This window comes from Acinetobacter sp. 1125_18A (genome assembly GCF_052824985.1).
Map to the genome: position 1 here is coordinate 80,593 of NZ_VTDG01000002.1, position 14,558 is coordinate 95,150.

The following is a 14,558-nucleotide window of genomic DNA, read 5'->3' on the forward strand; positions in this document are numbered from 1 at the left end:
GCTACCAACCTTGTTGATGTTTACGATGGAAGGCTTCGACAACGCATTGAGGAACAAACTTTGCCACATCGCCTTTCAATCGTGCTATTTCTCGAACCATCGTCGAAGAAATAAATGAAAATTGCTCTGATGGTGTTAAAAATACTGTTTCAAAATCATGATCAAGCTGACGATTCATATTCGCAAGCTGAAATTCATATTCAAAATCTGAAACAGCTCTTAAGCCACGTAACACTGCTGTAGCATGTTGTTCACGTGCAAAATTTACCAATAACCCATCAAAACCGACAAACTCAACATTGGGTAAATGTTTGAGTGATATCTTTGCTAACTCTACACGTTCTTCCAAACTAAAGACTGGATTTTTATGATGCCCAATAGCAATTGCGACCACAACTTCATCAAACATTCGTGAAGCACGTGCGACTAAATCAACATGGCCATTGGTAATTGGATCAAAAGTTCCTGGATAGATGACACGAGTTTTAGACATCCATTTGTACTCTAGTTTGTTATGTAGGGCTATAGTTTAACAAAAACTTAAATATTAGCGAATAACCTCTTTTGATTTAGCTTTGGCTTTAATTGTGAAATGACTTCACCTGAAGCCAAGTTTGAGGCAAAATAAGGCTATTCTTGGAATATTTGTATTATGTCGAAAAACATTGTCGTTAAAAAAAATAATAGTGGGACGATTGCACAAAATAAACGTGCACGCCACGATTATTTTATTGAAGAAAAATTTGAAGCTGGGCTTTCGTTACAAGGTTGGGAAGTCAAGTCATTACGTGCTGGGCGAATGACCATTACTGAAAGCTATATCACCTTTAAAAATAATGAAGCATTTCTCTTCGGTGCTCAAATTCAACCTTTACTTTCAGCATCTACTCACGTAGTCCCTGAAGCGACACGTACTCGTAAACTGTTGCTCTCACGCCGTGAGCTTGAAAAACTACTGGGTGCTGTCAATCAAAAAGGTTATACCTGCGTACCTTTGGCGTGTTACTGGAAAGGTCATTTGGCTAAACTTGAGATTGCTTTGGTAAAAGGTAAGCAGTTACATGACAAACGTGCCACTGAAAAAGATCGCGATTGGCAACGTGATAAATCACGAATCATGCATAAATAATCTGTTTGATATACGAAAAACCTCCGAAATGGAGGTTTTTCTTTTAGCAATCTTTTAACAGAATTTTAAAGAACCATAACAGTTTGGAGCAAAGTCTTGAGTTGCTAATGGTAAATCCTTAATTGGGAAATACAGGGGGGTTGCCGACGATAAATTTACTTCACCAATATTCAAACCAGCAAACAAACATCCGATAACAGCCTGGCAGGTTGGTGGCGTCTTATCCAAAGCAATATTAATACTTGGTACAACTTGTTTAAGGATATCATTCGTTATATCAATCTGATTTTTAGGTATAACTTTTCCAATATCAATTTCATCTTCTATGGCTAACCACCATCCACGATTCGCAGCATATTCAGCTTTAGGCCAGTGAACCTGAGTTGACTGTAGTGATAAAGAGAAAGGGTTATTTAAAGGGAGTTTATGAATATAACCCAGATTTTCATCGATATCCAAATCAGCCTGTAAACCTGATATAAATCCAGTTGCCCTGATAGGCAATGTAAACAATGAAATTAATGGTAGGCTTACCCTTGCATTAATATTTCCACCAAAGTTTAAATTATCAATAAATGCAGTTCCTGTTAGTTTCGCAGAAGTTAAACGCGTTCCTGTTAATGTTGTACCATTGATCAATAAATTCGCTTTAGTTGATTGCAACTGTAAATTATAGTCATTTGTATTAAAACTCGGTTCAAAAAAAGCTATTCTAATTCTGCCACTCATAACCATTCCTGTATCATTAAATGTCATTGCTCTTGGAGCTGTGAATCCCGTTCCTGTCGTAGCCTTAATTTTTATTGCCCCACTTAAACTATTTATTCCATTGGGGAGATCAGAGTTCTCTATTCCTGTTGTTAATAAGCCTAAGACTTTTTCAGCACTTAAACGTAGGCCAACCACTTCTCGTGTTGATGCAGAATTGGGGTTTTTTATCGCAAACTCTATAAACGGATTGGTTAATTTTGCACTTGAACCCACACGCCCTTCACGCGTATCTGCTATACCTGAAAGACTTAAATTATCAATATCAATGTCGCAACCGCCTGCTCCATTTACCCCTCCACAACCGAGCTGTAACTTTTTAATGTTGGCATTCAATTCAAGCTCTGCCTCTAGTCCAAGTTTATAAAAACCAACACCTTGCCCTTGCATGTTATTGATTGAGTCATTAGGCGCAATATAACTCAAACTCATTAGTGCCTGCCCACTCACATCCGAAAGCTCAGAATCATTTAATTGGATTAAGCTCTCAGAATGTAGAGTGCTTGCAAAACAATAGATTGAAGAAAATAAACCAATACAAATTAGAGCCAACTTTGTAATTTTAATGATTTTCTTATCAATCCTTCTATTTCTTTTAATATCCATATCATCTTCTCAGATCTTATTATGGATAAAAAATATACTAAGTACTAACTAAAGCAAATAACACTTCGTCGCAAATATTTATATTTTATAATTTTTATACAAATTCATATCATTTTCACAATGATTCTAAAGGGTTTTTACTTATATTAATTTATGTAACTAATTTTAATAATTGTATATTTATACTTAATAATATCGCAATAAGTTTTCAAAGCAGATCATAAGTCAATAGAGCATAATGCATTTCCAATAAGTGAATTATTGACTGTGACGATGTAAGGCATCCCAACTATACCAAATAAAAAAACCTCCATCTGGAGGCTTTCTTTAATCTCAAAGATTTAACAGAATTTTAGATTCCCATAACAGTTAGGCGCAAAATCTTGAGTCGCCAATTTCAAATCTTTAATCGGGAAATATAGTGGATTTGAACCTGATAAATTAATTTGCCCTATCGCTACCTCACTCGCAATACAAGACAAACCAATTAAACCAGGGCATTCCACAGTATTCTCTGATTTAGCAAGATAGGCATTTAAACTAGGTACAACTTGTTTTAAAACATCATTTGTTACATCAATCGTATTCGATGGCGTTACTTTACCAATATCAATCTCATCTTCAATCGCTAACCACCATCCTCTTTGAGCAGCAATTTCAGCATTTGGCCACCACACAGACTGTTGTTGTAATGATAAAGAGAATGGATTATTCAATTGCAACTTATGAATATACCCTAAGCTTTGATTAATATCTAAATTTGCAGTTAAACCCGATATACTGCCACTTGCATTCAATGTTAAAAATGATAAATCAATACCAGCAAGAATTGGCTTAATTGTACCGCTAAAAAATAGTTCATCAATTTTAGCTGTTCCAGTCAAAAGGGCACTATTCATACGATTACCGTATAAAGTTTTCCCATTAACAGCCAATGTAGCACCAGTCGATTGCAGTCCGAGATTATAATCATTTGTCTGAAAACTTGCTGTTGGAAGAATACCTAATTTAATGTTTCCTTTAATAGACATATCTGTATCAGCATATTGTAAATTCCGTGCAGTCGTATTAGCACTACCTGTTGTTGCTTTAATTTTTAAAGCACCGCTAAGACTATTAATACCATTTGGCAAATCAGAGTTTTCAGTACCTGCCGTTAACAAACCTAATGCTTTTTCAGCACTTAATCGTAGACCGACTACTTCTCTTGTAGACGCAGAATTGGGATTTTTTATCGCAAACTCTATAAATGGATTGGTCAATTTTGCACTTGAACCTACACGTCCTTCACGTGTATCCGCTATACCTGAAAGACTTAAATTATCAATATCAATGTCACAGCCACCTGCACCATTTACCCCACCACAACCGAGCTGTAATTTTTTAATATTGGCATTTAGTTCAAGATCAGCTTCAAGTCCAAGTTTATAAAAACCGACACCTTGCCCTTGCATTTTATTGACTGAATCATTAGGTGCAATATAACTCAAACTCATCAGGGCTTGACCACTAACCTTAGAAAGCTCAGTGTCATTTAATTCAGTTAATCCCTCAGACTGAAAAGAGTTTGCAAAACAATAAACTGGAGAAAACAACAGACCATAAGTTAAAAACATCCCTATGATTTTAATTATTTTTCCATCCTTAATATCCATATCATCTTCTCAGATTTTTTCTTATTGGTAAAAATTATATGAAAACGACAATAAAAAAAAGGCAAAACTCAGTTTAGCCTCCAATTAACAAAATATTTCACTCAATAATTCAACTTTTACAATGATTCTAAAGGCTTTTTATTTATGATATTTTTTGTTTTTTTATGTAATTACATCAAACAACTATGACGTAATTTTATTTATGAGTAAGGCAATATACTCTCCAAACCATGTTGCGGTTAGCAAGTCACCAGAGGGTGGTGTAATTTCAACAGGTGCATTATCTGATTGTGTCATTAACCCTAAATAACCCGCCATACGATTTAAATCTGTAGGTTTAACACCTGTAGGCATTAAAGGGAGTCCAGACCATAACATGCCATGCTGCATTGCAAAGATATTAATCTGTTGTAGTACAGATAACTTATCCCCACTTAAACCACCTGAGTTGGTAAATGCGGCAGCAAGTTTGCCCTGCCAATCACGATTTTTCCAACGTTGAGATGTTGAATCCATAAACATTTTAAATGGACCTGTAACACTTCCCATATAAGTCGGTGAACCAAAAATAATGGCATTCGCTTGATCTAAAATATCCCAATCAATATGCTCAATATCCATTTTATGAACGGTTACACCGATCTTTTCTACACCTTGTGCAATATAATCCGCAACTTTGGCAGTATGACCAAATGGACTGTGGTAAACGATCGCGATAGATTTAGCAGATAAAGACATATCAATTGAAAACAAACAAATTTGGTCAAGTTTAACATCAATTCATTTTTAAACAATTCTTGTAATGTTCAGAAAACCTATGACAAAGTGCTTAAAACAACGATAAATCTATTTAAAAATATAGATTTAATTCCGAATAAATACAAAAGTAGCCATACGCCCTGTTTTTGCATGGCGACGATAAGAATAGAAATCTTGATTTTGACGATAAGAACACTGATCTCCCCCAGTAATCACATTCACCCCATGCTGTTTAAGAATATAACGCGCAATCGCATACAAATCCGCATAGTGCTTACCCGCTTGCTCACTCTCTATAAATGCAGTGTCTAGTTCAGCATATTTAGAACAGAAAGCAGCTTTCACCTCTGCGCCAATTTCAAAACAAGGTTGGCTGATTGCAGCACCCAACCAAGCCCAAGTAGGTGGGGATTTCATATTGGCAATGGTATTTTCAATAATTCCCCCTGCTAAACCACGCCAACCTGCATGTAAGTTTGCAACCTCAGTACCTGCAGCATTACCTAAAACAACGGGTAAACAATCAGCGGTCATCATCATCAAGGCATGCCCCTGAGTCTGTGTGACCAAACCATCCCCCTCCAATGCGCTAAAAGTCATTTCTTCATTAATGGTATGACATATTGTGCTGTGGGTTTGCGTCATCCATGTGATTTTACTAACACCCAATTCTGCAAATTCATTCAATAAAATCATACGGTGCTGTTGTATCCGTTGAGGATCGTCATTTACATGCAATGCCAAATTAAAACCTTCAAGCTCAGGCTGTACAGATGGCAAAGCCTTTACATGATGTATATGTGTCTGGCCTGCATATACACCTTGAGGTAATCCTTGAACAAATTGCATGTGACTCATTTCCTCTTCAAATCATTTTCACGACTCAATAACTATAACAAATTTACTCAATCCAAAACCAATCTTCTTGTCCATTTTGTTGATTAACAAAACTAAACATTTCAACTTAATATAGTGTTGTTTTTTTAATCAAATCCAATAATATTAATTAAAACTTAAAAATAAGGATAAACCATGAAAAAATTAAAGCTTGCTGTTTTATTGAGTCTGAGTGTTATCAGCACGCAAGGATTTGCACTCTGTCGTTATGATTTAGAAGGTTTTTTGCCTGAGCCAGCCAATCCAGCAGCACAAAAATTTCCTACAGCATCTGGTCAAAAAGTTTCTTATAAGATACTGAATGCACCCAATCAAATCACATATTCAGCAACCCATAGCAATTTCAGCTCCAGCAATAATATTGCGACAGGAACACTCCCGATTGCAAATACGGGTATTTTTGGATTTGAATTTAATATTGCTACGATTTCAAATGAATTAACAGGGACCAATAATATCGGCAAAGGTATGAATTTATTAATGTTTGATCAAAATAATCAAACCATAGGTGTTATAGCCATTATGTATGGAAATAATTCAGCAATACAGAACTATAAAAAACCTTTATTGATTTGGGTGATGCAAAAGAATCCCATCTCAAATCAAAATGATATTACCTATGCCTATCTACAACCTTACGACGCATCAGCTAACCAAAATGTAGGGGTGTATATCAATCAAAACGCTAATCAAATTGGATTTATTTTAAATAAACAAAATTTAGGTTATGTAGCTACGATTAATTCAAAAATTAAGTCACTCACTTTTCAACCTCAAGCACTATTCAGTGGTTTTGAAGCGGACTCTCCATACCTAAATAAAACCATGTCATTAGAATTGGTCACGGATAAATCAAAATTTACCAATACATTTCCTACAGGTACAAAAGATGTTTGTGGTAACTAAATCATTTTATAAAACTGCTCGCATTGAGCAGTTTTATCATGCAAATCAATCAATATGCTTTATTTTCAGAGCGTAAAACTTCAACCAACTCAACGAAGTCGTCTGACCATGGTGCTTCAAACATCATTTCTTCTTGTGTACGCGGGTGAACTAGGCCCAATTTAGAGGCATGTAAAGCTTGGCGTTTAAAGTTACGCAATGCACTACTCAGTTTTTCAGAAGCACCTGCTGGAACTTTAACACGGCTAACATAGACTGGATCACCCACCAATGGATAACCAATATAGGTGAAATGAATCCGAATTTGATGAGTACGCCCTGTTTCAAGTTGTGCCTGTACTCGGGTGAAATGTTGAAAACGTTCTTTAACATTATAATGCGTCACCGCATCACGACCACCCGGTAAAATAGCCATTTTTACACGATCTACAGGATGGCGCTTAATCGGTTCATCAATCGTTCCACCCGCAATAATATGACCATAACAAATCAAGTCATATACACGGTAAACTGTTTTTTTAGCCAATTGTTTACTTAAAGAAAATTGCGCTTCCAAATTTTTAGCAACAACCAATAAACCGCTGGTGTCTTTATCAATACGATGCACTAAACCTGCACGAGTTAATTCGGCAGATTTTGGGTAATGATAAAGCAAGGCGTTCACCAAAGTACCATTTGGATTACCCGCACCAGGATGAACAACCATACCAACAGGTTTATTGATGACCATGATATCGTCATCTTCATAAACAATGTTTAAAGGGATATTTTCAGGTTGTGCCGACGTTTGTGCTTCCAATTCAACATCTAAACATAGAAGTTCATTGCCTTCGCATTTATACTTAGGCTTGACAATGTTACCATTTACCAACAAATGACCTTCTTTCATCCACTGCTTGAGTTTTTCACGAGAAAACTCGTTCCAAACCAGTGCTGCGACTTGGTCAATACGTTGCCCTAAATAGCTTTCATCCAGTTGAAATTGCAACGATAAACGTGTTGCAGTCGGCGCAGAATTATGATTATCTGCATCCTCAGAATCTTCAAGTAAATTGAAATCATTTTCTGGGAAATTAGAATTAGAAGAGTGTGCTGAAGTCATTTGCTCATTCGGACAAAAGTGGTTTAATAGCGCAATTGTAGCCTATTGCCCGTATAAACAGAGGAATTTTTATGTCGCTACCACGTTATAAAGTCACAATGCTTGCTTTAACTGTAGGCTTAGCAACTGCATTTGTCGGCTGTAGCAGCAATCCGAAGAAGGATGTTGTTGATACAGGCCCGAAATCAAATGAGCAGACTTATTACAATAATGCGATAAAATCATTAGACCGTGGGCAATATGGCGATGCTGCAAAAGCGTTAGAAGCAATGGATACTTATTTCCCGACTGGGCAATACGCACAACAAGCTCAGCTTGAATTGCTTTACACAAAATTTAAGCAAAAAGATTATGAAGGCACAATTGCACTGGCAGATCGTTTTATTCGTTTAAATCCTCAACATCCGAATTTAGATTATGCTTACTATGTCCGTGGTGTAGCCAATATGGAGCAAAATTATGACAGCTTGCTTCGCTATACCTCACTAAAACAAGCACATCGTGATGTAGGTTATTTAAAAATTGCCTATCAAAATTTTGTCGACTTAATTCGTCGCTATCCTTCAAGTCAATATTCAGTTGATGCTGCACAACGAATGAAATACATCGGCCAAGAACTGGCTGAAAGTGAAATGAATACTGCACGTTTCAATATTAAACGTAAAGCATATTTGGCTGCGATTGAACGTTCACAATGGGTGATTGAACACTATCCTCAAACGCCTCAAGTTCCTGAAGCCTTAGCAACAATGGCATATGGTTATGACAAGTTGGGCGATAAAGAAACTTCACAACAGTACATTGGCGTGCTTAAGCAAAACTACCCGAACCTTGTTAAATCTAATGGTGAAGTGAATATACGCGCAGCACGTAAAGAAGCGAGCTGGTGGAACCGTGCAACATTAGGTATTTTAGGTCGTGGTGATAAAGCAGAAGTATCACAAGAAGCGAGTTCTGATACGTCTGATCAAGCAGAACAAAAATCAAGCTTGTTAAATAAAGTGAGTTTTGGCTTACTTGATCGTCCAAATCGTGAAGTGTCTAAAGAACCAGCACGTGCAGATGAAAGTTTGTATGATGGACAACGTAAATAAATATTGATTGCGACAAATCAAGACGGGTTTTTACCCGTCTTTTTTATTCATAGATATTTTTAGACTCAAAACTACGTTAAACTTTAAATTGGTTTAAACGATACATGACATTAAATTTATGGCTATTCCTCAGCACACGATAGATCAAATTTTGGATCGCACAGATATTGTCGATTTGATTGGTCAACGTGTGAAATTGAAAAAAACTGGTCGCACCTATTCAGGCTGTTGCCCTTTTCATCAGGAAAAGTCACCCTCTTTTCATGTCTACCGTGATAAACAGTATTATCACTGCTTTGGCTGTCAGGCAAATGGCAATGCCATTCGCTTCTTAATGGATATTGATAATCGAAATTTTGTCGATGTCATGAAAGAACTCTCCAGCCATGCAGGTGTCGAACTTCCCAAAGACAATCATGACAATAAAAAACTGTCGTATAAACGCGAAGTATCCAAACCAAAACCTGCAGTGAAGGCTGTAGAAGATAAAGTAGTCGATTCTAAACCCGCTGATAAAAAAACAGATTCTGTTCAGCCACTTGAAATTGATCCTTTTGAAGCCTTTAGCCAATATCCAGATCCTGAGCATTTCGATCCAACCCAGTTTGACTCAGCAGGTTTTAACCAGATTCCACAAGATGGCAATCTTTATGATCTGTTAGAAAATATTGCGCAGTTTTATGAACGCCAATTACCAAACAGTAAAGTGGCACAGAATTATTTTAAACATCGTGGTTTAAGTACTGAAACGATCCAATATTGGCGTTTAGGCTATGCACCAGAAGATTGGCAACATTTAGAAAAAGCCTTCCCCCAAGATATTGAAGGTTTAAAACTGCTGGGTCTGATTCGTACCAGTGATAGTGGACGTGACTTCGATTTGTTGCGTGATCGGGTGATTTTCCCGATTCGAGACAACAAAGGTCGTGTCGTCGGTTTCGGTGGTCGCGCATTGAATGACGAAATCAAACCGAAATATATTAACTCACCTGATTCTGAAGTCTTTCATAAAAATCAGCTGCTTTACGGCTTGTATGAAGGTCGGAAAGACCGTGCGCAAAATTGGCTCATGGTTGAAGGCTATATGGATGTGATCGCCTTACAACAAAACGGGATTTCTGGTGCGACAGCAACATTAGGTACGGCCAGTAATGCAGATCATTTGACTATTTTATTTAAGCAGAACAATCAAATTACGATTGCATTTGATGGTGATGCCGCTGGACAAAAAGCAGCACGTCGAACCTTAGAAATTGCGCTACCGTTATTGAATGATGGTCGTGAACTTAAATTTTTTGTTCTACCCAAAGAACATGACCCAGATTCATTGATTCGTAAGGAAGGTTTTGAAACGTTTCAACGGATATGGCAACAATCCCCTTTATTATCGGATTTTGTCTTTGCTTTATTGAGTCAAAACTATGATGTTGCTACACCTGAAGGTAAAAGTCAGGTGATGGCTGAACTCAATCAACTGACTGAATTATTACCTAAACAAGGTTCTTACCGCTATTTATTAAGACAGTTTTTTAAAGAAAAGTTAGGTTTTAATCGAAAATGGCAACCTCAAGTCAGCTTAGATGCCTCGTTGTCATTTAATATTCGCACCAAAGATGAAGACTTTGCTGTTGCGATTTTGATGCAACATCCATTTTTATATATTCACTTTGAAGTATTACGTGCATTGATTCATCCAGATGAATTATTGGCGCAAATCTTAGCAGTATTTGACCGTGTCTTTGACGATCTACCAGATGATCAAGAACTTGCAACCTATTATATTTTAGGTGCATGTGGTGCTTATCATTTGGAACTCTCTGAAATCATACAACGCACCAATATTCAGGCTTTGGCTGAGGCGCCTGAAATGGCAGATAAATTGGCTTCAGATTACTCTTTGGCCTTACAAGAGAAATATTTAAAATTAAAGCTTAAAGCACCAACCTCATTGAGTGAATCACGTAATTTACGTAAACAACTCAATGAACTGACTAAACAAATTAGTTTAAAGTTAGTACATCATTAATTTTCTATAACCGCTTCATTGAGCTTATCAAGTATTTTGTAATACAAAAAATTCATATGGCTATTGGCCTCTTCCATTGAGGAGCCATAAGGCTTATATAGGTTTATAAATATACGTTTTTGAAAGTTTTCATCACTAAAAAACGCGTTGGTAGGGTAATTAGAATCTGAGTGTGCATTTATACTCTCGACCATAAGTGCATCAAATATCCGCCCTGAGTAATCTAGATAAAAGCAATATAGTTTAGGTTTTTTGGGATTCTTATAGCATCGATCAACTGAATCAATTACCCCCATAATTCCACCCTGAGTAGAGAGGCTATGTAGATCCTTGATTGCTTGGTTCAATAATACATCACTGTCTTTTACAGGCTTTGCAAAGCATTCTACTGACAAACACAATGATATGAATATATATAAAGTTTTAAGGATTTTAATTGCCTTAATTTCATTATTCTAATTTGATCGCACTAGTATATACATCAATAATAGCTGGTGAAGCAAAAATATTAAATCACATTCGTTTTAAAAAATAATCACTTCGTTTTTGGTTTTCTTTCTTGTTCAAAAATATCCTGAATATTTTCTTTCATCCATTCAAAATGTGAAGGATCTTCATCCTGCGCTGCTTGACGTAACAAAATTGAAGATGGGTGCAATAACTTTTGCGTCAAACGATGTGCAAAATCCTCAAGTACATGTTGCGTATCCTCACCTGCCTGAATACGCTCTAAGGCATGCGACAACTCCATCTGGCGTTGTTCTTCACCGTGCTCACGAAACTGTTGAATCGTCCCACCTGCTTCTTTTACTTTTTGCTGTGTCACCAACTGAGTCACCAGTTGATTGACCATAACCTCTGCTTCGACCGCAGCTTGACGTCGTTGTGCTAAATTTTCATCAATTACACTTTGTAGATCATCCACACCGTATAAATACACACCATCCAAACTTTCAACTTTTGGATCTATATCACGAGGTACAGCTAAATCGACCATAAGCATTTGTTGATAACGACGTTTTTTTAAAGCGAATTTCACATCTGCATAAGCAATGACTTGATGCAAACTGCCTGTACAACTGGAAATTACATCCGCACGATAAAGCTGAGTAGTGAGTTCATCAAATGGAATAATCTCCACTTCAACACGATGCGCTATTTCTTGTGCTAATTTCTCTGCCCGTTCACGGCTTCGATTACAAATCAGGATTTTTGCAACGCCCATTTCAGCCAAATGTTTTGCCACCAAGCTGTTCATTTCACCTGCGGCAACCACCATGACTGTAAGCTGTTCAGGCTTACTAAACACTTGCAATGCGAGTTGAGCAACAGCATATCCCATTGAGACAGCATGACTGCCGACTGCCGTTTCAGAACGTACACGTTTGGCTGCATAAAAAGCATATTCAAATATTTGATTCAGGTTTTGCGAGACGATTTCAGCATCTTTTGCGATTGATAGTGCTGTTTTAACCTGCCCAAGAATTTGCGGTTCACCCAGCATCAACGAATCTAAACCACTCGCAACCCGCATTAAGTGCGAAACTGCATCAGTATTTTCATAACGATATACATGATTTGACAATTGCTTTACATCAATACCATTGGTTTGGGCGAGCCAATTTAATACCATATCGGCATTTTCAGCCATGGCATAGACTTCAGTGCGGTTACATGTTGACACCACCACCATATCATTCAAATTTTGGCGAAGGCTTTCTACGGCAAATAAATCTTTTAATCGTTCTGGATTAAAAGCGATTTGCTCACGTAGCTCAACAGAAGCAGTTTGATGGTTGACACCCAATGCAAAGAAAGACATATCAGATCATCATTTCGCTAAATTTGTGCTATTGTGCAATAACGGTGTCATAAAAAGCATACTTGGATTCGGAAAAATTGCGTCAAATAAACAACCGCTTAAGCGGCATGACAATTAAGCAATATTCTACCACATTCTTACTGGTTGGTAGCATGGCTTCTAGTGCTCATATTAGAGCATCTGGAGAATTTTATCATGCTAAATATAATACTAATGCATTAAAACAAAGTATTATTGCTGAATTTTCATTGGCTTATAATGATACTGCAACTGCTTTACACAATTATACTGTGCTCGCAATTCGTAGTAATTCAACCACCATTAAGCAACGTGCCTTGAATGTTGCAATTGAACAAAACGATTTAAAAGCAGCTTTAGACATTGCCACCCATTGGGTTGTACAAGAACCTGAGGACGTTCCTGCAAAATTTTATTTGGCACATATCGCGCTCAAATCACATGAATATGAACTTGCAGCGGAGACTCTGGACAGTATTCTCAATATTGACCCCAACGCTGATTTAGAAAAGATTTTAGAAGGAATTGCACCAGAATCAGAAGTAGATCGTCAAAATCTGCTCAGTACACTGAGAGCAAGTAAAGAAAAAAATAATCCTTCTGTTTTAATTCTAATTGCGGGTTTGGAAGCACAAAACGATGAGATCGAACAAGCCTTAAAAACCGTCAATAAAGCGTTAAAAAAACGTTCAAAAGTGACTGGCTTTATTCTGATGAAAGCCAACTTATTAGAGGCTTTGGGTGACCAAGAAGCGACTTTAAATTGGTATGATCGAAGCAGTCGTAAAAACAAGTACAACTATGATATCCGTCTGGCAGAAGTCAAATATCTGATCAAGATTCATCAATCTGAATTGGCCTTAAGCAAATTAGAATCGATTATCCAAGCCTGGCCAGATGCTGAAGAGGCTCTATTTATTGCAGGGTTAACTGCGATTGATTTAAAAAAGCTGGATCAAGCTGAACAGTATTTAGTGGAGTTACGCTACTCGTCACGTTATCAAAACGAAGCATATTTTTATTTGGCAGTAAATGCTGAACGAAAACAAAATGATGAAACGGCAAAAGCCTATTATCGTTTGGTTGATGGAAACTTATATACGGTTTCACGCCGTAATCTGGTCTCGATTTTTGAAAGACAGGACAAGATGAATGATGCTTTACGGTTTTTAACCCAAGAGCGCGTCAATTATCCACAACATGCAAGTTTCTTATATCAAGCTCAAGCCGAGATTTTAAAACGCATGGGCAATAAAAAAGCAGCGCTGAGATTACTCACTGAAGCAGTGAAAAACTTGCCTGATGATCCTGAAATTCTCTATTCAGAAATATTGCTTCTTGATCCATTCGAGGATCGTGATTTACTTGATAAAGCATTGAAACAACTCTTAACTTTAGAGCCAAATAATCCTGCTTATTTAAATGCTTATGCCTATACGCTTGCACTACAAAATAGACGTTTAGATGAAGCGCGAAAGTATGCAGAACATGCCTTAGATTCTGCGCCAGATCAGGCCTCGATTTTAGATACGCTGGGATATATCACATTCTTGCAAAATGATTTTGATGCTGCCTCAAACATTTTATCGAAAGCTTATAATTTGAGTCATAGTGTAAACATTGGTATTCGGTATGCAAAATCTTTGTATATGCAAGGTGCCTTAGCTCAATTTAATGAAGTGTTACAACAACTCAAACAAAATCATCCAAATGATCCTCAATTAAATCAACTAGATTCATTAATATTACCGCAACATATTAAAAAGAGTTAATGAC

Annotated in this window: 12 protein-coding genes; 5 read left to right on the forward strand and 7 right to left on the reverse strand. The window is 37.0% G+C overall.

All coding sequences use genetic code 11. From position 1 onward, the window contains the following. Position 1 precedes the first annotated feature (1 nt). Positions 2–493 carry a pantetheine-phosphate adenylyltransferase gene (gene coaD / locus FY049_RS03310; RefSeq protein WP_004722475.1) on the reverse strand — a complete coding sequence of 164 codons (492 nt, stop codon included), beginning with the start codon at positions 491–493 and terminating at the stop codon, positions 2–4. A gap of 159 nt (positions 494–652) precedes the next feature. Here coaD and smpB point away from each other — a divergent pair, with 159 nt between their 5' ends. Continuing rightward, positions 653–1,129, forward strand: a complete 477-nt coding sequence (gene smpB / locus FY049_RS03315) for an SsrA-binding protein SmpB (protein WP_004722477.1) — start codon at positions 653–655, stop codon at positions 1,127–1,129. A 54-nt stretch (positions 1,130–1,183) separates the two neighbouring features. On the opposite strand, the gene FY049_RS03320 is transcribed toward smpB, so the two are convergent. From FY049_RS03320 to pgeF, 4 genes are all read right to left on the reverse strand, one after another. Next, positions 1,184–2,503 carry a hypothetical protein gene (locus tag FY049_RS03320; protein WP_446083190.1) on the reverse strand — a complete coding sequence of 440 codons (1,320 nt, stop codon included), beginning with the start codon at positions 2,501–2,503 and terminating at the stop codon, positions 1,184–1,186. Between the two features lie 341 nt (positions 2,504–2,844). Beyond that, positions 2,845–4,158, reverse strand: coding sequence for a hypothetical protein (locus tag FY049_RS03325; protein ID WP_446083191.1), 1,314 nt, complete (start codon positions 4,156–4,158; stop codon positions 2,845–2,847). A gap of 183 nt (positions 4,159–4,341) precedes the next feature. Next, positions 4,342–4,896, reverse strand: coding sequence for a flavodoxin family protein (locus tag FY049_RS03330; protein WP_327858259.1), 555 nt, complete (start codon positions 4,894–4,896; stop codon positions 4,342–4,344). 126 nt (positions 4,897–5,022) lie between these two features. Next, positions 5,023–5,766: a peptidoglycan editing factor PgeF gene (gene pgeF, locus FY049_RS03335; RefSeq protein WP_446083192.1), complete on the reverse strand. Its 744-nt coding sequence runs from the start codon at positions 5,764–5,766 to the stop codon at positions 5,023–5,025. Positions 5,767–5,949: 183 nt separating this feature from the next. Here pgeF and FY049_RS03340 point away from each other — a divergent pair, with 183 nt between their 5' ends. After that, complete coding sequence (locus FY049_RS03340; RefSeq protein ID WP_056514345.1) at positions 5,950–6,720, forward strand: DUF4882 family protein; 771 nt, start codon at positions 5,950–5,952, stop codon at positions 6,718–6,720. Positions 6,721–6,769: 49 nt separating this feature from the next. Here FY049_RS03340 and rluD read toward each other — a convergent pair whose 3' ends face one another. Beyond that, positions 6,770–7,822: a 23S rRNA pseudouridine(1911/1915/1917) synthase RluD gene (rluD, locus tag FY049_RS03345; protein ID WP_004722483.1), complete on the reverse strand. Its 1,053-nt coding sequence runs from the start codon at positions 7,820–7,822 to the stop codon at positions 6,770–6,772. 71 nt (positions 7,823–7,893) lie between these two features. On the opposite strand from rluD, the gene FY049_RS03350 reads away from it, so the two are divergent. Continuing rightward, entirely contained in the window at positions 7,894–8,916 is a 1,023-nt protein-coding gene (locus FY049_RS03350) for an outer membrane protein assembly factor BamD (protein WP_262781935.1), read from the forward strand. Between the two features lie 118 nt (positions 8,917–9,034). After that, complete coding sequence (locus tag FY049_RS03355; RefSeq protein ID WP_333666609.1) at positions 9,035–10,942, forward strand: DNA primase; 1,908 nt, start codon at positions 9,035–9,037, stop codon at positions 10,940–10,942. Between the two features lie 535 nt (positions 10,943–11,477). Here FY049_RS03355 and hemA read toward each other — a convergent pair. Then, the gene (hemA, locus tag FY049_RS03360; RefSeq protein ID WP_154129494.1) at positions 11,478–12,764 is read right to left on the reverse strand and encodes a glutamyl-tRNA reductase; all 1,287 of its coding nucleotides are present in this window, start codon (positions 12,762–12,764) and stop codon (positions 11,478–11,480) included. Between the two features lie 107 nt (positions 12,765–12,871). On the opposite strand from hemA, the gene FY049_RS03365 reads away from it, so the two are divergent. Then, complete coding sequence (locus FY049_RS03365) at positions 12,872–14,554, forward strand: tetratricopeptide repeat protein (RefSeq protein WP_004722489.1); 1,683 nt, start codon at positions 12,872–12,874, stop codon at positions 14,552–14,554. Positions 14,555–14,558: the final 4 nt, after the last annotated feature.